The 24,472-nt window shown below is 61.4% G+C and carries 22 protein-coding genes; 17 read left to right on the top strand and 5 right to left on the bottom strand.

The features are described 5' to 3' along the window. Positions 1-36: 36 nt before the first annotated feature. Complete coding sequence (locus I6E56_RS08240; protein ID WP_197137258.1) at positions 37-2,694, bottom strand: LuxR family transcriptional regulator; 2,658 nt, start codon at positions 2,692-2,694, stop codon at positions 37-39. Positions 2,695-3,113: 419 nt separating this feature from the next. Here I6E56_RS08240 and dnaK point away from each other — a divergent pair, with 419 nt between their 5' ends. The 17 genes from dnaK (at position 3,114) to I6E56_RS08155 (ending at position 20,210) form a co-directional block, all read left to right on the top strand. After that, positions 3,114-4,982: a molecular chaperone DnaK gene (gene dnaK / locus I6E56_RS08235; RefSeq protein ID WP_197137256.1), complete on the top strand. Its 1,869-nt coding sequence runs from the start codon at positions 3,114-3,116 to the stop codon at positions 4,980-4,982. Further along, a complete protein-coding gene (locus I6E56_RS08230) occupies positions 4,983-5,633 on the top strand; it encodes a nucleotide exchange factor GrpE (RefSeq protein WP_231606283.1) in 651 nt (216 codons plus the stop codon). Between the two features lie 17 nt (positions 5,634-5,650). Beyond that, positions 5,651-6,652: a DnaJ C-terminal domain-containing protein gene (locus I6E56_RS08225; protein ID WP_197137254.1), complete on the top strand. Its 1,002-nt coding sequence runs from the start codon at positions 5,651-5,653 to the stop codon at positions 6,650-6,652. 5 nt (positions 6,653-6,657) lie between these two features. Next, positions 6,658-7,092, top strand: a complete 435-nt coding sequence (locus I6E56_RS08220) for a heat shock protein transcriptional repressor HspR (RefSeq protein ID WP_197137253.1) — start codon at positions 6,658-6,660, stop codon at positions 7,090-7,092. A gap of 16 nt (positions 7,093-7,108) precedes the next feature. Next, entirely contained in the window at positions 7,109-7,891 is a 783-nt protein-coding gene (locus I6E56_RS08215; RefSeq protein WP_231606282.1) for a YqjF family protein, read from the top strand. 241 nt (positions 7,892-8,132) lie between these two features. After that, positions 8,133-8,978, top strand: coding sequence for a nitrilase-related carbon-nitrogen hydrolase (locus I6E56_RS08210; protein WP_129072489.1), 846 nt, complete (start codon positions 8,133-8,135; stop codon positions 8,976-8,978). Between the two features lie 72 nt (positions 8,979-9,050). Continuing rightward, complete coding sequence (gene hydA / locus I6E56_RS08205) at positions 9,051-10,514, top strand: dihydropyrimidinase (protein WP_197106753.1); 1,464 nt, start codon at positions 9,051-9,053, stop codon at positions 10,512-10,514. A gap of 81 nt (positions 10,515-10,595) precedes the next feature. Then, entirely contained in the window at positions 10,596-11,612 is a 1,017-nt protein-coding gene (locus I6E56_RS08200; RefSeq protein ID WP_197137251.1) for a TIGR03842 family LLM class F420-dependent oxidoreductase, read from the top strand. A 4-nt stretch (positions 11,613-11,616) separates the two neighbouring features. After that, on the top strand, positions 11,617-12,570 hold the full coding sequence (locus I6E56_RS08195; RefSeq protein WP_197137250.1) for an ABC transporter permease: 954 nt from the start codon (positions 11,617-11,619) through the stop codon (positions 12,568-12,570). Further along, positions 12,567-13,460 carry an ABC transporter ATP-binding protein gene (locus tag I6E56_RS08190; protein ID WP_197137249.1) on the top strand — a complete coding sequence of 298 codons (894 nt, stop codon included), beginning with the start codon at positions 12,567-12,569 and terminating at the stop codon, positions 13,458-13,460. Before I6E56_RS08195 ends, I6E56_RS08190 begins: the two co-directional genes overlap by 4 nt. Continuing rightward, complete coding sequence (locus I6E56_RS08185) at positions 13,457-14,302, top strand: ABC transporter permease (RefSeq protein WP_197106749.1); 846 nt, start codon at positions 13,457-13,459, stop codon at positions 14,300-14,302. Before I6E56_RS08190 ends, I6E56_RS08185 begins: the two co-directional genes overlap by 4 nt. Before the next feature lie 90 nt (positions 14,303-14,392). Beyond that, positions 14,393-15,538, top strand: a complete 1,146-nt coding sequence (locus I6E56_RS08180; RefSeq protein ID WP_197137248.1) for an ABC transporter substrate-binding protein — start codon at positions 14,393-14,395, stop codon at positions 15,536-15,538. Positions 15,539-15,676: 138 nt separating this feature from the next. Further along, the gene (locus tag I6E56_RS08175; protein WP_197137247.1) at positions 15,677-17,002 is read left to right on the top strand and encodes an aspartate aminotransferase family protein; all 1,326 of its coding nucleotides are present in this window, start codon (positions 15,677-15,679) and stop codon (positions 17,000-17,002) included. Between the two features lie 19 nt (positions 17,003-17,021). Continuing rightward, positions 17,022-17,570: a pyridoxal 5'-phosphate synthase gene (locus I6E56_RS08170; protein ID WP_197137245.1), complete on the top strand. Its 549-nt coding sequence runs from the start codon at positions 17,022-17,024 to the stop codon at positions 17,568-17,570. Positions 17,571-17,668: 98 nt separating this feature from the next. Further along, a complete protein-coding gene (locus I6E56_RS08165) occupies positions 17,669-18,157 on the top strand; it encodes a DUF6153 family protein (protein ID WP_197137243.1) in 489 nt (162 codons plus the stop codon). Positions 18,158-18,246: 89 nt separating this feature from the next. Further along, positions 18,247-18,837 carry a DUF305 domain-containing protein gene (locus I6E56_RS08160; protein ID WP_197137242.1) on the top strand — a complete coding sequence of 197 codons (591 nt, stop codon included), beginning with the start codon at positions 18,247-18,249 and terminating at the stop codon, positions 18,835-18,837. Positions 18,838-18,920: 83 nt separating this feature from the next. Continuing rightward, on the top strand, positions 18,921-20,210 hold the full coding sequence (locus I6E56_RS08155) for an APC family permease (RefSeq protein ID WP_197137241.1): 1,290 nt from the start codon (positions 18,921-18,923) through the stop codon (positions 20,208-20,210). Between the two features lie 40 nt (positions 20,211-20,250). Here the strand turns inward: I6E56_RS08155 and I6E56_RS08150 are convergent, their stop codons facing one another. The 4 genes from I6E56_RS08150 to I6E56_RS08135 all read right to left on the bottom strand — a co-directional run bounded on the left by I6E56_RS08150 (position 20,251) and on the right by I6E56_RS08135 (position 24,357). Continuing rightward, positions 20,251-21,063 carry an ABC transporter permease gene (locus I6E56_RS08150; RefSeq protein ID WP_197106734.1) on the bottom strand — a complete coding sequence of 271 codons (813 nt, stop codon included), beginning with the start codon at positions 21,061-21,063 and terminating at the stop codon, positions 20,251-20,253. Positions 21,064-21,070: 7 nt separating this feature from the next. After that, positions 21,071-21,898, bottom strand: a complete 828-nt coding sequence (locus tag I6E56_RS08145; protein ID WP_197106733.1) for an ABC transporter permease — start codon at positions 21,896-21,898, stop codon at positions 21,071-21,073. A gap of 109 nt (positions 21,899-22,007) precedes the next feature. After that, the gene (locus I6E56_RS08140; RefSeq protein WP_197137240.1) at positions 22,008-23,186 is read right to left on the bottom strand and encodes an extracellular solute-binding protein; all 1,179 of its coding nucleotides are present in this window, start codon (positions 23,184-23,186) and stop codon (positions 22,008-22,010) included. A 112-nt stretch (positions 23,187-23,298) separates the two neighbouring features. Continuing rightward, positions 23,299-24,357 (bottom strand): ABC transporter ATP-binding protein, encoded by a 1,059-nt coding sequence (locus I6E56_RS08135; protein ID WP_197137239.1) that lies wholly within the window; start codon positions 24,355-24,357, stop codon positions 23,299-23,301. Positions 24,358-24,472: the final 115 nt, after the last annotated feature.

Raw genomic sequence — 24,472 nt, 5'->3', positions numbered from 1 at the left:
ACTGTCTGAGCGTCGCGTGCGTAGTTTCCCGTAGTACTACGTAGTGGCGCTGCCAGCGCGACGGCGGGGGTTTTGCCGCGACAAATGGCCAAGCTGCGTTCGTGAACGAACGCCCACTTTGGCGAAGATTCGACCTAGATGGGTTTCGATGGTTCGCACAGACAAGTGAAGCTCGTGCGCCGCCTCACGGTTGGTCAACCCTTCGACCACGAGGGCAGCGATCTGTTGCTCCCGATGAGTCAGGGTGTTCATCCACTCGGGATGCGGTTCGTCGCGACTGAGCGTCGTGGGCGGTGGCACAGCGGTGATGTGCCGTTGCGGCTGACGGGTCGTTGCGTGTTCTGCGCGGTGTCTGGCCGGAAGAAGATCGACAGCAGGATAGAGCGAGGTGTGGTCCCGCTGGAGCGCATGGATCGACGACATCGCCCCGGAGGGTAGCGCAAGATCGGCCGCGGTGAGGCGGTGCACGCGGGCGCGGTGCTCGTCGCCGAGACGGAGATAGGCGGTCGCAATCTCCCATTCGATTCGCGCCTGTTCGAAACTGGATGCTTGCTCGTGGCTGATTCGTCTGGCCTGCACGAGAAGGTGCGGCAGGTCGTCACACGTGGCGATGGCAAGTAGCCCTCGAATATTCGTTGCTCTCTGAGTGGCAGTGTCGATCGGCTGGCGCGTGAGCGCTTCGCGAGCGGCGGCGGGGTTGCCCGCTGCGAGCCAGAGCTGTGGCTCGTCGGGAGCGGGAAGTTCGAAGGCGCTGAGCTGACTGCCTGCACGGTTGCTGCAGACCAGATTCATGAGGGCTGCAGCTTCACAGACCTCGTTCGCAGACGACGCGACTATGGCCTCGTTCACAAGGTTTTCCCGGTGGAGCGCTGAGGGATCGACATGAGACAAGAGCTGCGAGAGCGCTGTGCCGGCGGTGGAGGCAGTGCCATCAACGAGGGTGCTGTAGCGACCGAGCGCCGCTACGCCGAGACCGGCAAACGGTAGCCGCACCGGCAGGTCATAGGCGGCATCCTCGAGCAGTGTTTTCGCGCGAACGACGTGGCCGAGCGATGCTTCGGAAAGGGCGAGTGCCACCCGGAGGTGGGCTTCGAGAAGAGGCGTGGCGGCGTAGGCAAGGGCTCCGGCGCGTCCGGCCTGCCGGCGAGCGGGGGCGAAAGCGAGAAGCGAGCTAGAAAGCAGGTTGCTCGAGGCTGCCCACTCTCCATTGCCGGCGAACCCCAAAGCACCGGCGAGCACTGCGTAGCCATCGAGTGCGAGTGGTGCTGTGCCGATGTTGCGATCTTCTTGGGGGTCCAAGCCGAATGCGGCGCACCACTGGCGGGCGACAGCGACAAGCCAGACGCTCTCGCGGATGCCTTTGCCGAGTTCTTCGCCGCGCTCGAGAAGTTGTCGCGCCGCGGTGTGATTGCCGCGTTCTGCCGACAGCCCCGCGGCCAGGATGAGTCCGGCAACCACATCCGATCGGAGTCGCTCGTCGGTGGAGTCGGTGGCGGTTGGTCGTTGCTGCTGAAGCTGCTCTACAAATTTCAGTACTTCATCGATGGGCACGTAGCCGCGGGCGTAAGTGACAGAAACGATGAAGGGAGCGAGGGCTTTTGCCGCCCACCCCGTATCGTCACAGCGCATGACGCCGTTGAGCCAGTCAACGGCGTCGTCGACGAATCCAGAGTGGAGAGCCGTTAGTCCAGCAAGGAACTCGACGGACTGCGTGAGGTGCGCCGGGGCGTGGCTGGCAGCTTCGCGAGCAATTTCGTGGGCCCACACCGCGTCGCCGCGAAGGAATATTCGCTTCGATAGGGTGACGAGATCTTTCGTCAGTGCGGCATGGCCCTCGACGGCGGCGACAGAACGATGCCACACCGAAAACTCGTCGCCAGCCTCATTCGCGAGAGCATCCGCGAGGCGGTGATGGGCTTCAGTTCGCTCGGACACGCTCGCATGCGCAGAAACGTAAGCCCGAACTCTGGGATCTGAGATTTCGAATCGTCCCGAGTTCAGCGTAAGGAGTGAGCAGACATCGCTGCGGATGAAGGTGTCGACATCGATATGGGCTGCCGTGCACAGAAGTCGAGTCTGGTCAGTGACGCTGAGTGCCGCCAGAAGCAGAATCTGGCGCCCCGTGGAGTCGAGAGCGGCAACGGAAGCGCCGACAACCTCTTCTACGAGTGGCGTTGGTGGCAAGGGGTCAGGAAGCTCAGCATTGCCGGCGAGTTGTTCTGGCCGCAATTGAAGAGCCGTTTCGACAATCATGCCGGGGTTGCCGCACAGCGAGCGGTTCAAGATCGCGGCGACTTGAGGAGATGTTTCGCGCTGGTGCCCGTGCACCAGCAAGTCGAGGGTTTGCGCTGTGGTCACGGGTGGGAGGGTGCGGATTTCGAGCGGGCGATAGTCGAGCGCGGCGATGGAGCTCTCTTGGGCGGTGGCAAAAAGCACGACTCGAGGTGACTGTCCAGCGGCCAACTCGAGGATGACTTCCCGGGTATTCGCGTCGACAAGATCGATGTTGTCGACCAGCATCACAACGAGCGTGTCCGAGTCAACGGAATCAACGATCTGGTGATGGTTGCGGGTGATGTCTGTAGTGGCGGAGGGGAGTGAGCTGGCGTTGAAACGAATGACGTGGGGCGAATCGACCGCAGGCGTGGTGCTGAGTTCTGCAGCCAATCGATGGAGAAACTCGGCCTTTCCCATGCCACTATCTGCCGCCCAAATGACGCCTCCGGATTGGGCATCGACAATGTTCAGCGCGTAGGCAATCTCCGAATCACACTGGGGTGAAGGCCATCGGGGGTGGCCGAGTTGTGTTGATTGTTCACGGATCAAGTCAGCGTTATTTCGCTGAGCACTGCGCACGAATCGCCTCCGGGTTGCTGATCTTCGCAGAATGGGGAAATATCATTTTTACCCCACTTTGGGGGTCACTGGCTGTGAATTGCCACAGGCGACGACTGGGGGCCCGGGCTGCAGGCGTTTCGGGCGGTCCGACCCAGTACTTGAGTCACTCCCACTCAACTTTCAGCTACGCGGCTTGACTCTCGACGCGCGCAGGAGCAAACTTGATACAGCGCGACTCAAGTTCGTGCTTCACGAGACTTAAGGAGTAAGAGCACATGGCTCGAGCAGTAGGTATTGACCTCGGAACCACCAACTCGGTAGTTGCCGTCCTCGAAGGTGGAGAACCCACCGTCATTGCAAACGCCGAAGGAATGCGCACTACGCCTTCCGTCGTCGCATTCACCAAGGATGGCGAAGTCCTCGTTGGTGAAACCGCTAAGCGCCAGGCCGTCACTAACGTCGACCGCACCATCGCATCCGTCAAGCGCCACATTGGTACTGACTGGACCGTTGCTATCGACGACAAGAAGTACACCCCGCAGGAAATCTCCGCTCGCACGCTTGCCAAGCTCAAGCGCGATGCCGAACAGTACCTGGGTGAAGACGTCACTGACGCAGTAATCACCGTTCCTGCTTACTTCAACGACGCTGAGCGTCAGGCAACGAAGGAAGCCGGTGAGATCGCGGGCCTCAACGTTCTGCGCATCATCAACGAGCCCACCGCTGCAGCACTCGCGTACGGCCTCGACAAGGGTAAAGAAGACGAACTCATCTTGGTATTCGACCTCGGTGGTGGAACGTTCGACGTTTCGCTGCTCGAAGTGGGCAAAGACGACGACTTCTCCACCATCCAGGTCAAGTCGACCTCGGGTGACAACCGCCTCGGTGGTGACGACTGGGACGCCCGCGTCGTTGACTACCTGATCCAGCGCTTCAAGGACTCGACCGGTGTTGACGTTTCTGGCGACAAGATCGCGAAGCAGCGCCTCAAGGAAGCTGCCGAGCAGGCCAAGAAAGAACTCTCGTCGCAGATGACGGCAAGCATTCAGCTTCCGTACCTCTCGCTCACCGAGAACGGCCCGGCCAACCTCGACGAGACTCTCTCGCGCGCCAAGTTCGAAGAACTGACCGCAGACCTCCTCGAGCGCGTCAAGAAGCCCTTCAACGATGTCATCAAGGAAGCCGGCGTCAAGCTGAGCGACGTTGCACACGTTGTACTCGTGGGTGGATCGACTCGTATGCCCGCCGTCGTTGAGCTCGTCAAGAAGCTCACCGGTGGCAAGGAACCGAACAAGGGCGTAAACCCCGATGAGGTCGTAGCCGTTGGTGCTGCACTTCAGGCTGGCGTATTGAAGGGCGAGCGCAAGGACGTTCTGCTCATCGACGTCACCCCGTTGAGCCTCGGTATCGAGACCAAGGGCGGAATGATGACCAAGCTCATCGACCGCAACACCGCCATCCCGACCAAGCGCAGCGAGACCTTCACCACGGCGGATGACAACCAGCCTTCCGTGTCGATTCAGGTCTTCCAGGGTGAGCGTGAGTTCACTCGCGACAACAAGAACCTCGGAACGTTCGAGCTCACCGGCATCGCGCCGGCACCTCGTGGAATCCCGCAGGTTGAGGTTACTTTCGACATCGACGCCAACGGCATCGTGCACGTGTCCGCTAAGGACAAGGGCACCGGCAAGGAGCAGTCGATGGTCATCACGGGCGGTTCAAGCCTGTCGAAGGAAGACATCGAGCGCATGGTTCGCGAGGGCGAAGAGCACGCTGCAGAAGACAAGGCTCGCCGTGAGGCAGCCGAGGTTCGCAACAACGCTGAGCAGCTCGCGTACTCCACCGGAAAGCTCATCACCGACAACGCTGAGAAGCTGCCGGAAGATGTGAAGACCGAGGTTCAGGCTGACGTCGACGCGCTCAACACTGCGCTCGCCGGCGACGACGAAGCAGAGGTCAAGACCGCGTTCGACAAGCTCACCGAGAGCCAGCAGAAGCTGGGCGAAGCAATCTACAAGCACCAGGAAGAAAACCCTGAGGCCGCTGCAGAGGGCGACACCGCTACCGCTGATGAAAGCTCTGACGAAGACATCGTCGACGCTGAAGTTGTTGACGAAGACGAAGCTGACACGGACAAGAAGTAGATGCCTGACAAAAACAAGGACCACGACGACAACCAGGATCCGGTGACTCACGACGACAGTCGTGTTGATCCGGAAATCGGCGACGTGAGTGCGGCCGACTCGGCTGCTGCAGAGCAATCTGCGGCAGCCGAGGGGCAGCCTTCCTCTGACGAGGAGCCTGCTGCGGGCGCCACGAAGGCCCCCGATGAGTTGAGTGAAGAAGACAAGCGTCTTCTTGAGGAAGCTAGTCGGGACCTCGTCGCTGAGATGCGCGATCAGATGTTGCGCGCTCAGGCTGAGCTGGTGAACTTCCGAACTCGCGTTGAGCGGGATCGAGTCGCGAACCGCGAAGCCGTGATCGCCGACGTCATCCGGTCGTTGCTGCCTGCCCTCGATGATCTCGATCGTGCCGACAAGCACGGCGACATTGTCGAAGGCACCCCCATCGCTCTTGTTGCGCAGAAGATCAACTCAAGTTTTGAGCGGTTCGGGTTGCGCAAGATCGGCGAAAAGGGCGAAGTCTTTGATCCTGCGTTCCACGAGGCTGTTGTTCATTTGAACGATCCTGAGGCGACCGAAAACACGATCGCTGATGTCGTTGAGCCGGGCTACATTCTTGGTGAGCGCGTTGTTCGTGCCGCGAAGGTTGCTGTCTCCGGCCCCACTGATTAGGTCGGGGGTGGCGTGTAGTGGCTAGCCAAGATTGGTTCGATAAGGACTTCTACAAGGTTCTCGGGGTGTCGAAAGATATCTCCGAGGCCGAGTTGAAGAAGACCTATCGCAAACTCGCGCGTCAGTTTCACCCGGATTCGAACCCGGGAGATCCGAAAGCCGAAGAGCGCTTCAAAGAAATTAGCGAAGCGCACTCCGTGCTTTCTGATCCGGAAACGCGCAAAGAATACGATCAGGTTCGTGCCATGGGCTCGGGCGCTCGCTTCCAAGCGGGCGGCCAGTCTGGCGGCTTCGAAGATGTCTTTGGTGGCATGTTCGGCGGCGGCCAGAGTTATGGCGGCCAAAGCTATGGCGGCGGTCAGGGCTATGGGGGAGGTCAGTCGAGCGCGAGCTTCGAAGACCTTCTCGGTGGCATGTTCGGCGGTCAAGCCGGTCCTGGTGGTGGCCCCGGATTCCGTGGTGGCCCCGCAAAGGGCCGCGATCTGGCAGCAAACACGACGCTAGATTTTGCTACCGCAATTAACGGCGAAACGATCAAGCTCCAGCCGGCCGGCGGTCGTCCGATGAACGTCAAGATTCCTGCGGGAGTCAGCGACGGTCAGAAGATCCGCCTCAAGGGCAAAGGTGAGGCGAGCCCCAATGGTGGCCCCGCTGGCGACTTGGTGCTCACGGTCGCGGTGCGCAAGCATCCGGTATTCGAACGTGACGGCAACAACCTTCGGGTTGTTGTGCCCGTGACGTTTGCGGAAGCTGTGCTCGGCGCCACTATCGAGGTGCCGACGCTGAGCGGTGCACCAGTGAAACTGAAGGTTGCGCCGGGAACCCCGAGCGGGCGAGTATTGCGAGTAAAAGGTCGCGGAGTCGCTACGACGAAGGCAACCGGAGACCTGCTTGCCGAAGTGCAAGTGGCCGTGCCTAGTCACGTTCCGGATGCTGCACTCAAGCACCTCAAGGCCTTTGCTGAAGCGATGCCCGCAGAAAACCCGCGGGACGATCTGATTGCTAGAGCCAGGAGCTAATAGTCATGGATGAGCTGAGCCCAGCCTTTGCTATCGCCGTTGCGGCGGAGTTGGCGGGCATGCATCCGCAGACACTGCGACAGTACGACCGTCTGGGTCTCGTGTCTCCCACGAGAACCAGCGGTCGTTCGCGGCGTTATTCCATGCGCGACGTGATGCAGTTGCGCGAGATCGCAGCCCTCAGCGCTGAAGGTCTCAACCTCGAAGGCATCAAACGAATCCTTGATCTTGAGAATCAAGTATCAGAACTCAGCACGCGCGTTCGCGAACTCGAAGCAGCGCTTGCTGATGAACTCCTTTCGAAGCCCGGCCGCCGCGTCTTCGCTGCCGGTTCTGCTGGTGAGGTGATCTCGCTCAAAGCGGGAACCCGCGCCCAGCGCGCCGACCAGGTCGAACTGTGGCGCCCTTTCCTGCGTCGCGATAACCAACTCCCACGGTGATCGTGAGCATCCGATGATGTTCCGTGAAGCTCCACCACTCGGCGGTTCCCCTATCTTGCGGCAGCGCTGGAGCGAAGTGACCTTCCTGCACTGGCAGGTTGATCCGGCCATCGTGGCTCCGCTGCTGCCTGAGGGATGCCGTCCCGACACGCTCAACGGCAGCACGTGGGTGGGACTCATCGCCTTTCAGATGTCTCAAAGTTCATTCTTTGGCGGGCCCCGCATCCCGTGGCTCGGCGACTTTCCCGAAGTCAATGTGCGCCTCTACTCTGTCGATGCCCACGGACGACGCGGAGTGGTCTTCCTTTCCCTCGAGGCGTCGCACCTGATTCCAGTGCTCACCGCGCGGCTAGCTTTTGGCCTGCCCTACCAGTGGGCATCGATGAAGATCGGGCAGCGAGACGGACAGATTGCCTACAAAACGAAACGGCACGGACGACCGGATGCGGCATCCCACATCATTGTGAAACCGGTAGATGACCCGGCGGCGAGCGTTGCGCTCGCGGCTGACCCGCTGGCAACGTTCTTGACCGCGCGGTGGGGGTTTCACGAGACTCATCGTGGACGCACGATCTACTCTCGCAACCACCACGAACCGTGGCCGTTGCAACCGGCCGAATTGGTCTACCTCGATGACGGTTTGCTCGCCGCTGCGGGGTTTGAGGGTCTAGCCGATCGCGTTCCCGACTCGGTGATGTACGCGAGCGATGTGACGACGGTGTTTGCGGCACCCCGTCAGCCGGCCCTTGCGCGGCAGCCTCGACCGAGTGCAATCTGGACATCCGCGCCTTCTGCGTAGGTATTTGCAGAAATATTGTGGAATTGCATAGACAATTTTGTGCAACATGGTCTCATCAGCACAAATGAGCATTGCCTCTTGCACTCGACAGGGACATGATGAGTAACCACACCGTCACACAAGCACAACACGATTGAAACGATGAACCTAGAGAATAAGGGCACGGGGATAGTTCCCGTTCGCGCGTCATTTTCTCGGTTCATCGCCGCAGGCAACGACGCCGAATAACGCAGGAGGCACCATGACGACAGTTCGCGCAGCAATCACACAGACCACTTGGACGGGCGACAAAGAGTCGATGCTCGACAAGCACGAGCAGTTCGCTCGGGATGCGAAGGCGCAAGGCGCCCAGATCATCTGCTTCCAAGAGCTTTTCTACGGTCCGTATTTTGGGATCACTCAGGACAAGAAGTATTACCGTTACGCCGAGCCTGTTGATGGCCCGATCGTTACGCGCTTCCAGGCCCTGGCTAAAGAGCTCGACATGGTCATGATTCTGCCGATCTATGAAGAAGCGATGACCGGCGTGTATTACAACACCGCCGTCGTTGTTGATTCGGATGGCACGAACCTCGGTTCGTACCGCAAGCATCACATCCCTCACCTCGACAAGTTCTGGGAGAAGTTCTACTTCACGCCCGGCAACTTGGGCTTCCCGATGTTCAACACCGCCGTCGGCAAGGTGGGCGTTCACATCTGTTACGACCGCCACTTCCCCGAAGGATGGCGCGAACTGGGCTTGAACGGCGCCGAGATCGTCTTCAACCCCAACGCGACGAAGCCCGGCCTCTCCAACCGCCTCTGGGAGGTCGAAGGTCCAGCAGCAGCAGTGGCCAACGGCTACTTCGTACTTCAGCCCAACCGTGTCGGCCTCGAAGACAACGAGTACGGCGACGAAGCCGTTGACTTCTACGGCACCAGCCAGGTCATCGACCCCCGCGGAAACTTCGTCGGCGAACGTGGCTCAGGCACCGATGAAGAGATCATGATTCGCGATCTCGACATGGACCTCGTGCAGGAAATGCGCGACGACTGGCAGTTCTACCGTGACCGTCGCCCCGACGCCTACCTGTCGATCCCTAAGTAAGCCATAACTCCAGCCCCAGATTGTTTTGGCGTCTGGGGAACAGTAGGCACACGACACGCAGAGGAGCGAATCATGGCCACCACTCTCATTTCCGGCGGTACGGTCGTCAGCTCAACGGGGCGCGCCCCAGCAGACGTCCTGATCGACGGCGAAGTAATCAAGGCAGTGCTGTCGCCTGGCAGCACGCTTTTTGGAACCGACATTGCGGCATCCGTCGACAAGGTCATTGATGCCACGGGAAAGTACGTCATTCCCGGTGGCATCGACGCCCACACGCACATGGAGCTGCCCTTCGGTGGCACCGCGGCAATCGATACGTTCGAGACGGGCACTCGCGCTGCGGCGTGGGGCGGCACGACCTCGATTATCGACTTTGCGGTGCAGACCTTTGGGGAGCGCATCCAGGATTCGCTCGCTGCGTGGCACGGCAAAGCGGCGGGCAACTGCGCCATCGACTACGGCTTTCACCAGATCGTCGGCGACGTCACTCCCGAGTCGCTCAAGGCGATGGAGAAGCTGCCGGACGAGGGCATCACGAGCTTCAAGATGTTCATGGCGTACCCCGGAGTTTTCTACTCGGATGACGCACAAATCCTCAAGGCAATGCAGGTGTCTCGCGACACCGGCTTGATGACGATGATGCACGCCGAGAATGGGCCGGTCATCGACGTTCTCGCCGAGCAGCTCGTGGAGCAGGGCAAGACTGACCCGTATTATCACGGTGTCGCTCGTGCCTGGGAGATGGAAGAGGAAGCGACGCATCGAGCGATCATGCTCGCGAAGCTCACCGGCGCCCCGCTCTACATCGTTCACGTCAGTGCGAAGCAGGCGGTCGAACAGATCGCCACCGCTCGTGACCGCGGCCAGAACGTCTTTGCTGAGACCTGCCCGCAGTACCTCTACTTGAGCCTCGAAGAACAACTTGGTGCGCAGAGTGAGCAGTACGGCCACTTCGAGGGTGCCAAGTGGGTGTGCTCGACTCCGCTTCGTTCACGCGAAGAGGGCCATCAGGATGCCATGTGGCAGTCGCTGCGCACGAACGATGTGCAGATGGTCTCCACCGACCACTGCCCGTTCTGCATGAAGGACCAAAAAGAGTTGGGCCTTGCGGACTTCCGCAAGATCCCCAACGGCATGGGAACCGTCGAACACCGCATGGACCTCATGTATCAAGGTGTTGTCACCGGCGAGCTCACGCTCGAGCGTTGGGTCGAACTGACGAGCACCACCCCCGCTCGCATGTTCGGAATCTACGGACGCAAGGGTGTCATCCAGCCCGGCGCCGACGCCGACATCGTGGTCTACGACCCCAACGGTCACACCTCGATCGGTATGCCGGTCGACGAAAATGGCAACCCCACCGGCAAGAAGCACCACATGAACATGGACCACGCTGCCTGGGAGGGCTTCGAGATCGATGGTCACGTTGACACTGTTATCTCGCGCGGCAAGGTCATCGTCGATGACGACCAGTACCTCGGCACCAAGGGTGACGGTCGCTTCATGAAGCGCGGCCTCACTCAGTACCTGACCTAAACGGTTTCGCTGCAGCATCCGCTGGCTACCACCAGCGGATGCTGCACTTTAAACGACCTTCCACCACGAATGAGGAGCCCCATGGACTTCGGAGCAGTACTTCAGACCAACCCGCCGTCAGCACGAACCGTTCAACTCGCGAAGCTTGCAGAGGCGCACGGCTTCACCTACGTCTGGACTTTTGACTCGCACATCCTGTGGCAAGAGCCCTATGTGATCTACAGCCAGATCTTGGCCGAGACACGCAAGGTGATCGTCGGACCGATGGTGACCAACCCGGCCACGCGCGACTGGACCGTCACGGCGTCTACCTACGCCACGCTCAACGAGATGTACGGCAACCGCACCGTCTGTGGCATCGGCCGCGGCGACTCGGCTGTGCGCGTGACCAACGGCAAGCCCACAACGCTGAAGGATCTGCGGGAGTCGATTCACGTCATCCGTGAACTCGCTAACTCGCGTTCGGTCGAATACGGCGGAGCACAGTTGCAGCTGCCGTGGAGCAAGGGTTCTGAACTCGAGATGTGGGTTGCGGCCTATGGCCCGCTCGCGCTCAAGCTCACCGGTGAAGTCGGAGACGGCTTTATCCTGCAGCTCGCTGACCTCGATATTGCCGCCTGGATGATCAAGAAGGTGCGCGACGCCGCTGAGGCTGTCGGTCGCGACCCGATGTCGATCAAGTTCTGTGTTGCCGCGCCGATGTACATCGGTGATGACTGGGAGCACATGCGCGACCAGTGCCGCTGGTTCGGAGGCATGGTGGGAAACCACGTCGCTGACATCGTGAAGAAGTACGGCTCTGACGGAGACGTGCCGAAGGCGCTCACCGACTACATCGAAAAGCGTGAAGGCTACGACTACAACCAGCACGGCCAAGCGGGCAACACGCACGCGGCGTTTGTGCCCGACGAGATCGTCGACCGGTTCTGCGTCATGGGGACCGCCGAGGAGCACATCGAGAAGCTCGAGAAGTTGCGCGAACTCGGTGTCGATCAGTTCGCTGGCTACCTGCAGCATGACAACAAAGAAGAGACCATGCGGGTCTACGGCGAGACGGTAATCCCGGCCCTCACCGAAACAGTGACGGCGAAGGTCTAACCCGATGACGGCAACCCGAAACGATCAGCGTGGGGAGGTTGCCGTCCGCCCTGCGAGTTCGCCGGGTGCGGTGGCTAACCCCGCGCGCACTCGGCTGCTCGGCGGCTTCCTCTGGGGCATCGCTGGCGTAGCGCTCATCGCACTCATCTGGGAGGGCTACAAGTTCTTCGGCCCAGACAACGGCGTACTCATCGGCGAACTTCGCGTGCTTCCGCGCACGACCGACCTCGCTATGCCTCACCTGTGGGACATGATGACGCGGCTCGCGGAGCCCGTCACGCGAGCAGATGGTGCGCTTCCGCTCTGGGCAGTCGTGGCGCTTGCCTCGCTCATGACGCTCGGAATCGCTGCTGCTGGCTGGGCTGTCGGAGTGATTGTGGGAGTCGTCTTCGCGCTCCTCATGCAACGCTGGCGTCTCGCCGAATTCGGTCTGCTTCCCTGGATCGTCATCAGCCAAACCGTGCCGCTCATCGCCTTCGCGCCTATCGTCAAAAGCTGGGGCTCGCGAGTCGAGATCGGTTCCTTCGAATGGCAAGACTGGATGTCGGTGGCGCTCATTGCGAGCTACCTGGCGTTCTTCCCCATCACCGTTGGCGCGCTCAAGGGACTGCAGTCTCCTGACCGCATCCACGTTGAGCTCTTCGACACGTATGCCGCTGGCTACTGGCCGACGCTCGTGCGACTGCGCTTGCCCGCAGCCGTTCCGTACCTTCTGCCTGCGCTGCGACTCGGAGCAGCGAACGCTGTCATCGGCGCGGTTGTCGCGGAAGTATCGACCGGACTTCAAGGCGGCATCGGACGCCTACTCATTCAATTTGCCGGTCAAGCATCGGGCGATCCCTCGAAGGCGTGGGGCCCCATCTTCGGCGCGATCGTGCTCGGCCTTGTGGCCGCCGGTTCCGTTGCGCTGCTCGGCATCATTCTCAAGGACTACAGACGAACCGAGGAGGCCGCATGAGCGACCAGATCCCGACCACCACTCCCGCCGCTGAAACGATGACCGGCGCTGCTGGTGCCGACGCCGCCGTGGAAGTTCGCGGACTCAACAAGCAGTTCCAGACCGCCTCGGGCGTCGTTCATGCGCTCGAAGGAATCGACCTCACTGTTGAGGCCGGCGAATTCGTCTCGCTCATCGGGCCGTCGGGCTGTGGCAAGTCAACCCTCATGAGGCTCATTGCTGACCTCGATGTTCCGACCTCGGGCGAACTGACCGTGTTCGGTAAGACCGCAACGCAAGCTCGCCTCGACCAGGATTACGGCATCGCTTTTCAGCAGGCCGGGCTTTTGCCGTGGCGCACTGTGGCCGCGAACGTTGCGCTTCCGCTGGAACTGCACGGGGTGGCATCCTCTGCCCGGCGCACTCGCGTTGCTGACCTACTCGAGATGGTTGGCCTCACCGAATTCGCTGATCGTTTTCCCGACCAGCTGTCGGGCGGAATGCAGCAGCGTGTGGCGATTGCCCGCTCGCTCGCGGAACAGCCGCGACTGTTGCTGATGGATGAACCATTCGGCGCCCTCGACGAGATGACCCGCGAGAAGATGCAGACCGACCTCGTGCGCATCGCCGCCGATACCGGAGCTGCCGTCGTGTTCGTGACCCACTCGATTCCTGAAGCCGTGTTCCTCTCCGACCGCGTTGTGGTCATGTCGCCGCGACCAGGTCGCATCAGCGACATCATCCCGATGCGATTGGATGCTGCTGACGGCCGCGAAGAACGCGACGACGACCTGCGCGAAGCATCCTCCTTCTTCGAGATGGTGACCGAAGTGCGCGAAGCACTGCACGGCGGAGCCTCGGATGCGGAAAACCCCGCACCGCGCTCCGCCCGGGGAGTGGACACTCGATGACGACAAACACGACAGCTAACGCGATCATTGGCGCCGGAACCGGAGCCACCCGCAGCAAAGACTGGAGCCCGCGCACGGAGTCGATCCTTCGCGTGGTCGCGCCCGTCACGCTCGGAATCATCGTGCTCGCCATCTGGCAGTTTCTCGTCACCGTCGGTGGCGTCTCCGACTACCTGCTGCCGAGCCCGACTTCGATCATGGCGGAACTGGTCGCGTACTGGCCAGCCGTCGTCTCGGCAACGGTGCTCACCGGAACGAACAGCCTCCTGGGTTTGCTCGTCGGTTCGCTGCTCGGAATCGTTCTCGCTGCGGTCGCCGCCCGGTGGCGCATCGCCGACCAGATGAGTGCACCGATCATTGCTGCGCTCGCGGTCGTTCCGATCGTGGCTCTCGCCCCGGTGCTCAACTCCATGTTCGGGGCCGACAGCCAGTTCGGTCGCCAAGCGATTGCCGCGATCGCCTCGTTCGTTCCCATCTTCATCAACACCCTGCGCGGATTCCGCCAAACGCGGCCAGTGCACCGTGACCTGATGAAGGCCTACGCGGCAAGCTCCGGACAGATGTTGCGCTCGCTCACCCTGCCGACAGCCCGCCCCTTTATTCTCACTGGCATCCGTATCGCTTCGTCGCTCGCCGTTATCTCCGCCCTTGTGGCGGAATACTTCGGTGGACCACGCGGCGGCCTCGGCAGTCTGATTGCGACCTCGGCAGCCTCAAGCGCGTATTCCCGCGCCTGGGCCTATGTCGGGGCATCCATCGCACTCGGTCTGCTCTTTTACCTCGCGACGCTCGCACTCGAACGACTAGTGCTGCGCCGTGTACCGACCGGGGGCTCCCGATGACAGCACCCCGCGCAGAACAGGGAAGGAGATAACCGCTCCACCAGCTCTACCAGCAGTATCCACTTGCACCGTGAATCTGGAAGGTCTGACATGAAGTTCACCAAACGCCGCGCACTCGCGGCTGGAGCGTTCGCCGTAACGGCAGCGGTCCTCCTCGCAGCATGCTCCACCACAACCGATGAGGGAGACAGCGGATCAGCTGAAGAACTCACCGAAATCAAGCTCCAGCTCCAGTGGCTGCCCCAGGGCCAGTTCGCTGGTTACTTCGCCGCAGTCGATCAGGGCTACTTTGAAGAAGAAGGCCTCAGCGTCGAAATCATCCCGTCGGGTGGCGACATCGTTCCGCAAGACGCTCTCGCCAACGGCGACGTTGACTACGCCGTAGCTTGGGTTCCCAAGGTTCTCGGCTCCATCGAGCAGGGCGCTAACCTCACCGACATCGCACAGATCTTCCAAAAGTCGGGCACCCTTCAGGTGTCATGGGCTGACTCGGGCATTGACTCCGTCGCTGACTTCGAGGGCAAGAAGATTGGCTCGTGGGGCTTCGGAAACGAGTGGGAGATCTTCGCAGCAATGGCTGCTGAAGGACTCGACTCCTCGACCGTGCAGATCATCACGCAGGACTTCAACATGAACGCCTTCCTGCAGGGCGACATCGACGCCGCGCAGGCCATGACGTACAACGAGTACGCTCAGCTGCTCGAGTCGACCGACCCCGACACCGGAGAGCTGTACCAGCCTGAAGACTTCAACGTCATCAGCTACGAAGACACCGTTGGCGCCATGCTCCAGGATGCAATCTGGGCTGACACCGAGCGTCTCGACAGCGACGAGGACTACCAGGAGACCACGGTCGCCTTCCTTAAGGCTGTAGTCAAGGGCTGGATCTACTCGGCTGAGAACCCTGAAGATGCTGCCGAAGGCACCGTCGCTGCCGGTTCCGGTTGGGGCCCCAGCCACGAACTGTGGATGGTCAACGAGACCAACAAGCTGATCTGGCCGGCCGAGAACGGCATCGGCGTCATCGATGAAGCCGCGTGGGACCGCACCGTTGAAGGCGCCATCAGTGCCGTCAACGAGACGGGCGCAAGCCCCATCACCACGGCACCGCCGGCAACAGCATGGTCGAACGACTGGATCATGCAGGCACTTGAAGAGCTCGAAGCCGAGGGTGTTGACACCACCGGTTCCAGCTTCGCACCGATCGACGTCACCCTCCTCGAGGGCGGCAACTAGTCACACTGAATAACCGCTAGTCGGATGCCGCCCTTACTCTGGTGAGGGCGGCATCCGTTGCGTTCACGGCGTCACACCAGCGCCCCGCACCACCTTCGTGCCATCTCCTTGCCACCCCGGATCGAAAGGCCTCGCGCCATGACCGAGCAGAACACCGACGACCTCGATGCCTACGCGCTCGAGCTCGATCAGGCGCACATCTTTCATTCGTGGTCGGCGCAGACTCCCGCCCATGCTTCGGCCGTGAGCATCAAGAGTGGGCTCGGCACCCGCGTGTGGGATCACGCCGGAAACGAATATCTCGACTTTTCTAGCCAGCACGTCAATGTGAATTTGGGGCACCAGCATCCGGCCCTGCTTGAGGCTATCCGGGTGCAGTCTCAGCTGCTCGCAACGATCTCACCGCCGACGGCCAACATCACTCGTGGCGAGGCGGCAAAGCGATTGGCGGCGATAGCGCCCGAGGGATTCAATCGCGTGTTTTTCACGAATGGCGGCTCTGACGCCAACGAGAATGCGATGCGGATGGCGCGGCTCTACACCGGGCGCGACAAGATTCTCTCGGCGTACCGCTCGTATCACGGCAACACCGGCAGCAGCATCGTCGCCACCGGTGACCCGCGCCGCATCCCTAACGAGTTCGCGCGCGGCCACGTGCACTTCTTCGGCCCTTACCTGTATCGCTCCGAGTTTTGGGCGACGACGCCCGAGCAAGAAAGCGAACGTGCGCTGCAGCACTTGCGGCGCGTGATCGAGGCCGAAGGCGCAGAGACGATTGCCGCAGTACTGCTCGAACCCGTGCCGGGAACTCCGGGCATCATGCTTCCGCCGCCCGGTTACCTTGCCGGCGTGCGCGAACTGTGTGATCAGCACGGCATCCTGCTGATCTTCGACGAAGTGATGTGTGGCTTCGGGCGCACCGGCGAGTGGTTCGCGTTCGACGCCTTCGATGCGCGACCCGACCTCATCACCTTCGCCAAGGGCGTGAACTCGGGCTACGTTCCCATCGGCGGTGTGATCATCGACGACCCGATTGCGGCGCACTTCAACGACCGGGTGTTCCCCGGCGGGTTGACGTATTCGGGGCATCCGCTTGCTGCTGCCACGATTGTGGCCTCGCTCGACACCATTGCGTCGGAGGGCGTGCTCGAGCACGTGCGCGACATCGGGGAGAACCACATTGGCCCGGCGCTTGAGGCTCTTGCCGAACGGCATGAGGCCATTGGCGAAGTGCGTGGCCGCGGAGTGTTCTGGGCCCTCGAACTCGTCACCGACCGGGCGACCCGTGAACCCGTGCCGGCCGCAACGATGGGACGCATTCGGGCTGGCCTCGTGGAGCGCGGTCTGCTGCCCTTTGTGGCGGAGAACCGCATCCATGTGTTGCCGCCGTGTGTCGTCACGCCTGCCGAAATCGCTGAGGCGATGGAGATCTACGATGCGGTGCTGACGGCCGAACTGGCGTGAAACGTGGCACTCTGGTGTCATGACGAGCGACACCGCCGCGAAGCTGAGGGCGATTCCAACACTTGTGGGCACAAGCCCCGCCCTCAACAACGCTGCGCTTCCCGCAGACCCGGTGACGCTCTTCTATGAATGGCTTGAGGCTGCGCTTGAAGCGTCTGTTGCGGAACCACTGGCGATGACTCTCGCCACCGTCGATGCTGAGGGCACTCCCGATGCAAGAACCCTCATCGTCAAAGATGTGGATGATCGGGGGTGGGCGTTCGCTGGCCCCCGAGCCAGCGCCAAAGGGGTGCAGCTTGCCGCGCATCCGGCCGCAGCGCTCAACTTCTGGTGGCAACCGCTTGTGCGCGCCGTTCGGGTAAGAGGCCCGGTGCTTGAAGCAAGCCGAGCCGATAGCGAAGCTGACTTTGCATTGCGAGATGCTGCAGCGCGGGAGAATGCTGACCCAGACGGCTGGGTTCTGTGGCGGCTGAAGGCTGAGCACGTCGAGTTCTGGCAGGGATCCACTGACCGAAAACACCATCGGATTATCTATCGCCTGGTCGATGGAGTCTGGGTGCGAGAGTGACTGCCGCGCGCCGATAGTGTCTCGGGAGTCGCACAGGCAGATGGACAAGAATCGGCGGAGGGCAGCCGGAAACTCACACCTTCAGAAGAGTAAGAGCAATGACACCACTCAGCGCGGATAGGGTTCAGCGTCGCGTTGACGCTGCGCCCGCACAGCGCGTGAGCAACTCCTTTTCGCGCATACTGCGAGCGTCGTGGCAGTTTGTTGCGATGGCCTGCCTCGCGCTGGCACTCATCACGGGCATTGTGGCGATGCACTCACTCGTGTCGTCCACCTCGCATTCTGAGTCGGCGATGGCGGCCACCATGTCGATGGGGAGCGCCACCGTCGAGGAAGCTACGTTGATTACCCCAGCGCTCAGCGCAGTCGACTGCTCGGGGTGTGGTGGCGACGCATCCATGGCTCTCATGTGGTGCGTGCTCGCCCTCCTCACCGTTTCGCTCCTCCTTGCCTCGCCCAGACTGGTGCGGGGATGGGGTCAATACCTTGAGCAGCGGTTGATCGCTCCGGCGCAGTCTCCGCGATGGGCGCGTGTGGTGCCGCCGCCGCATCCTGATCTCCTAGCTCTCTGCATTAGTCGCACCTAGGAGGCGCACTGTCGATTTCGTTTCGACGCGCCATACGCGGGACCGTTCTGGTCGCGCGCCTTTAATGACTAATTTGGAGAACTTGAGAGATGAAAATTCGTTCCTCGGCTACGGCCGCAATTGCCCTGACTGCACTGCTCGCGCTCTCGGGCTGCGCAAACGCTATGACCCAATCTGGTCAAAGTCCGGACGCATCGCCCACGGATTCGGTCACGATCGCTGATGCGAACAGCGCGGATGTCATGTTCACGGCCATGATGATTCCGCACCACGAACAGGCAGTTGAGATGGCTGACATGGTGTTGGAGAAAGACGGCATCGACGAGCGCGTGGTGACGCTCGCCCAAGAGATCAAGGCAGTTCAAGGCCCCGAGATCGAGCTCATGACCTCGTGGATAGAGGGCTGGGGTGTTGGGATGACAGACGGTATGGACGGCATGGGTCACGGCGACGGGATGATGAGCGACTCCGACATGGCCGACCTCGAAGCAGCAGACGGAGACGATGCGTCTCGCTTGTTCCTCGAGCAGATGATTGTGCATCACGAGGGCGCTATCGACATGGCTGAGCTGGAAATCGATTCGGGACAAAATGCGGATGTCCTTGCTCTTGCCCAGAAGATCATGGATGCGCAGACCACCGAAATTTCGCTCATGCGGAGCATCATTAGTTCGCTATAGCGACGTGGGGTCCGCCGTTCTCGGGCGGCGGGCCCTTGCCATCGTGCATTGCTCAATTGGCTTGGGAACGGAAAGGTATTTGTATGGCTACTCGCACAGACAAAATTTCGCTCATGGGCTCAGTGTCCTTAGGCACGGGGGTGATGATCGGCGCGGGAATTTTCGCTCTCGTCGGCCAGGTCGCGGAGTTCGCTGGAGACTTCTTCCCGCTCGCGTTCTTGCTCGGCGCGATAGTCGCCGCTATCAGCTCCTACTCCTACGTGCGCTATTCGAGCGTGAACCCGTCCTCGGGCGGAATCGCGATGTTGCTGAAGGACGCCTACGGCCCCGGTGTCGCCGCCGGCTCGTTCTCGCTTTTCATGTACGTCTCAATGGTGGTGGCTGAGAGCCTGTTGGCGCGAACCTTCGGCACCTACCTGCTGCGACCGTTTGGGCTGCAAGATTCTGTGATTCTGGTTCCCATCTTGGGTGTTGCCGCAATCGCTGCCGCGGCGATTGTGAACTTCGTCGGCAATACTCTCGTCGAGCGCTCGGCAACCATCACCGCGGTCGCCAAGATACTCGGCATCGCGGTGCTCGCGATTGCGGGGCTGCTCGGTGTCGCCGTCGGCGGCGACGGTTTCTTAGCGAAGTCATCCGGAGACCCCATCAGCATGGTCGGAGTGCTCGCAGGAACAACGCTGTGCGTTCTCGCCTATAAGGGCTTCACCACAATCACTAATCAGGGCGATGATCTTCGCGATCCGAAGCGAAACATTGCTCGCTCGATCCTTATCTCGCTTGCGATCTGCACCGTGCTGTATCTGCTGATCACGGTGTCCGTTGGTTCGAGTATCGGTGCGAGTGGAGCGGTGGATGCTCGCAACTACGCATTGGCGCAAGCGGCGGAGCCCTTCTTCGGCGCGTGGGGTGTCGGCATCACCGTTGTGATCGCCGTGGTCGCGACGCTCTCGGGGCTGCTCGCGAGTCTGTATTCAGTGTCACGGCTGTACGGGATGCTGCAGGAGATGAAGCAGGCTCCGTCGCTGCCGAAGTCGGTTCCCCACCAGCCCATGATCATCACTGCCGGGCTGGCGATTCTCGTCACCGTGTTTCTCGATCTCAGCCAGATTGCGTCGATGGGTGTCTTTCTCTATCTGACGATGGATATGGCGGTGCAGTGGGGTGTTATCCGCCGACTGCGGGCGAAGATTGAGGCCCGGATATGGTTGCCGGTGCTGACCATCGTGCTGGATCTCGCCATCCTGATCCCGTTCACGGTTCTTAAGGTTCAGAGCGATCTCTTTACAGTGATCGTGGCCGCTGTGGTGGCGGCCGCCATTGTCGCGGCTCAGGTCGTGACGGTTCGCATGCGCACGCGCTCGCAGAGCTGACCGGCAGGCTCGCGCCGCGCCCGCCCGCGTCCGACATCCGCTACTCGCGCTCGTCGGCTCCGCGGGCGAGGCGTTGCGAGACCCACACGGGAATGAACGACGCGAGAATCACGACGGTTGCCACGACGTTGACGAGGGATGCCTCGTTGGGTCGTGCCATCTGGTTCATGATCCAGAGCGGCAGGGTGTCGACTCCGGGCGGGGCCGTGAAGATCGTGACCACAACTTCGTCGAAGCTCAGCGCGAAAGCGAGAATCGCGCCGGCAACGAAGGCGCTGCGGAACTGCGGGAACGTCACGAGCCGGAACGTCTGCAGCGGGGTCGCTCCGAGGTCGCGGGAGGCTTCTTCGATGCTGGGGTTGATGCGGCGCAAGCGGGCGAGCACGTTGTTGAAGACCATGACAATGCAGAAGGTGCCGTGGGCGATGATCATGCCGAAGTATCCGACCTCAATGCCGATCGGTTCGAGCACCTGGTTATAGGTGTTGTTGAGGGCGACACCGGTCACGATGCCGGGTAGGGCGATTGGTAGCACGACGAGCAGGTTCACGGTCTGCTTGCCGAAGAAGGTGTAGCGCTGCAGGGCGAAGGCCACGAGCGTGCCGAGGATGAGGGCGATTGTCGTTGCGCCGAGGCCCACGATTACCGAGTTGAGCAGGGCGGCCCGGATGGGTTCGCTCACGAACGCCTTCTCCCACCAGATGGTGGAGAACTCGGCGATCGGCCAGCTCGATAGGCGCGCGGCGCTGAAGGAGTTGATCACGACGAGAAACAGCGGGATGTACATGAACGCGAGGGCAATCGCGACGATAGTGCCGAGGGTGAACTTGGCGCCGAGGGAGAGTCTCAACATGGCGGCATCACATCCGTTCTAGTGCGCCGGTGCGCTGCACGCTGACGAGGTAGATGACAACAAAGGCGATCGGCACGAGCGAGAATGCGGCGGCGATCGGAGGGTTCAGGTTGATGTTCGAGGCGATGATGCTGCCGATCATCTGCGTTGACCCACCGACGAACTTGGCGGCGATGTAGTCGCCGAGGCTCAGCGAGAACGTAAAGATGGAGCCGGCGATGATGGCGGGCTTAATAAGAGGGAGAACCACGGTGCGGATCGTGAATCCGGCCCCAGCGCCTAGGTCAGACGACGCGTCGAACAGGTTCGGTGGCAGCTGGCGGATCGCGGTGTACACCGGCACGGCCATGTACGGCAGCCACAGATAGGTGAGCGTCAGCACGACGGTGACGATGCTGAAGCCGGGGCCGCTGATGCCGAGCGGTCCAAGCATTGAGTTGAAGAAGCCTTCTTCGGTGAAGGTGATGCGCATGGCCAGAATCTTCACGAGGTAACCGGCCCAGAGCGGGAGAGTGATCGCGACAGCCAGAATGGCGCGCAGTTTGGGTGAGGCGACCTTCGCCATGAAGATGCCGAGCGGAACCGAGATCAGGATGCTCAACACCGTGACCGCGAGGGCGATGCCGAGAGTGCGCAGCGAGGTGGTGGCATACGCGGGGTTCGCGATGATCTGCTCAAAATTGCGGAGAGTGAAGCCCGGTTTCACTTTGGAGGTGAACGGGTCGGTCACCCAGAACGCCGTCACAAGAAGCATGACGAGCGAGAAAATGTAGATGCCGATGAGCCACAGCATGGGCAGCGCCAGCAGTGCCGAGAGTTGCGCGCGGCGATTCATGGGAGTCCGATCGGTTGGTGCGTGTGGGGAGCTGCTGGTCGAAGCTTGCTGGTCGAGCGAAGGATGAAGGGGCGAGGGGTGGGTTGGTGAGGCCCACCCCTCGGTCTAGTTAGCTCTTAACGGAGAGCCAGGCATCCGTCCACTGCTGGAAGTTCGTGCAGGTGACGTCAGTGCGGCCATCGATGCACTGCTCGATGGGGGTGGTCCAGAACCAGACGTTGCTGAAGTACTCTTCGTCGGTGGCGTTGAAGTACTCGCAGTGTGCTGCGGCTTCGTCGCTCGTGTCGCAGAAAGCAGCGTTGGCGGGAGCCATACCGAAGTTGGTGGCGATAGCGCCGTTCACTTCGGCGGAGCTGGTGTAGTCAACCCAGGCGTAGGCACAGTTGGGCGACTCTGACTCGGCGGCGATCATCCACGCATCCGACCATCCGGTCGAACCCTCTTCAGGAAGAACACTCTTGAACTTGTCGTCGTCGGTGAGCTTGCGCAGGATCTCCCACGAGGTACCGAGTGAGGTGGTTCCACCGGCGAACGAGGTGATCTGTGCGGCAGGGTCGGCCCAGTACTCGGAGACGATCGTGTTCTGCTGCTTGAGCAGGTCGATCGCAGCGTCAAGCTGCTCCTGGTCGAGCGCGTACGGGTTGGTGATGCCGAGGTCAGGCTCGTGAGCCATCAGGTACACGGCAGCGTCAGCGATGTAGATCGGTGCGTCGTACGCGATGATCTCGCCGGCGTAGGGGCTGTCGAGCTCCCACGCAACATCCCAGCTCGTGGGCTCTTCGGTTACAACATCGCTGTTGTACTGCAGGATGTTGGCGCCGCGACCAATGGGAACACCATACGACTGGCCGTTGATGGTGTCATAAATCTGACCCTTCATGCCCTCAACGATGTCGTCACCGAAGTTAGGAACGAGGTCAAGGTTGATCGGCTGAACGTCGCCACCGGCGATCAGGCGAAGGCTCGCGTCACCCGAAGCGGAGACGATGTCGTAGTCGCCCGTGCGCATGAGCTGAACCATCTCGTCGCTGGTTCCAGCAACGCGCCGGTTGACCGTGCATCCGGTTTCTTCAGTGAATTCGTCGGACCATGCCGGCTCAACGAAGCCGCTCCACGCGACGATGTTGACTTCGCTTTCCATCTCGCCCAACTCTTCGAGCATGGGGATGTCAGGAACGTCGATAGAAAGTCCACCGGTTGCGGTGCTGTCGGCCTCAGCCGAACAGCCGGTGAGGGCGAGAGCGGCGACGGCGATGAACGCTGCGCCGGTCATGATCTTGGATCTCATGATTACTCCTTGATGTGATGCGTGGGTGCTGTGCTGTGCTGTGCTGTGCTGTGCTGTGTGGATGTGGCTGGCCCGGTTGTGCCGGAATCGCCGGTATTGCAGGGGTGATCTGTTAGCCGATGCGCGAGGCGTGATCGGTGGTCCATTCGACGCGCACCCGGTCGCCGCGCGCGAAGGCGGATTCGGCGGAGGGGTGATGGTCGTTGGCTCGTTCGGCAATCACGCGAACACCCGATTCGGTATCGACGAGAAAGCGCGTGGTTGGTCCGGTGTAGACGGTTTCGGACACCGTGCCGAGCAGGGAGACGGTGCCGGCGCTCGCCGCGGTGTCGGCGGTGAGTAGGCGCACACGTTCGGGGCGCACGCTCGATTGCACGCCATCCGCAGAGAGTTCGGCGGGGATGAGGTTGGAGAGCCCCAAGAAGCGGGCGACGAATTCGGTCGCCGGGAATTCGTAGACTTCGCGGGCGGTGCCGACCTGCTCGACGCGGCCGTTATTGAAGACGGCGACGCGGTCGCTCAGCGTGAGGGCTTCTTCTTGGTCGTGGGTGACGAAGATGAACGTGATGCCGACTTCGCGCTGAATCTGCTTGAGCTCGATCTGCATTTCTTCGCGCAACTGCTTGTCGAGGGCGCCGAGCGGTTCGTCGAGCAATAAAACTTGGGGGCGCAGGATGAGCGCGCGAGCCAGAGCGATGCGCTGGCGTTGGCCACCCGAAAGTTGGTGGGGGAGGCGATCGGCCACGGCCGAGAGGCGAACCTGTTCGAGCGCGACGCCTACCTGGGTTGCCCGTTTGGCCCGGCTGACGCCGGCCACTCGGAGGCCGTAACCGACGTTCTCGGCGATGGTGAAGTGCGGGAACAGCGCGTAATCCTGAAATACCGTGTTGACCTGGCGCGCGTGAGGGGGAACGGCGGTGACGTCAGTTCCGCTGAGGTGGATGCTGCCGCTCGTGACGTTTTCGAAGCCAGCGATCATCCGCAGCACAGTGGTCTTGCCCGAGCCGGAAGGGCCGAGCATCGAGAGAAACTCGCCCGGCTTCACGTCGAGGTCAAGGGCCTCGACCGCGGTGAAGTCGCCGAAGGTCTTGGAGACACCGGCGAGACTGACGGCGCCGGGCGCAGGAGTGGGATCCGTGGCGGACGGGGCTTGCTGGGCGGACGCATGCACGAGTGACTCCTTGGAACGACGGCGATCTCTGAGTGAGAGTAAACCTATAGAACCAGAGTTCATATTTCAAGCGTGTGTCCGAATCGTCACAAAAGGGCAACGGCTCAGGTGATCG

Source organism: Salinibacterium sp. NK8237 (assembly GCF_015864955.1).
GTDB lineage: Bacteria > Actinomycetota > Actinomycetes > Actinomycetales > Microbacteriaceae > Rhodoglobus.
This window is presented reverse-complemented; position numbering and strand designations above follow the sequence as displayed.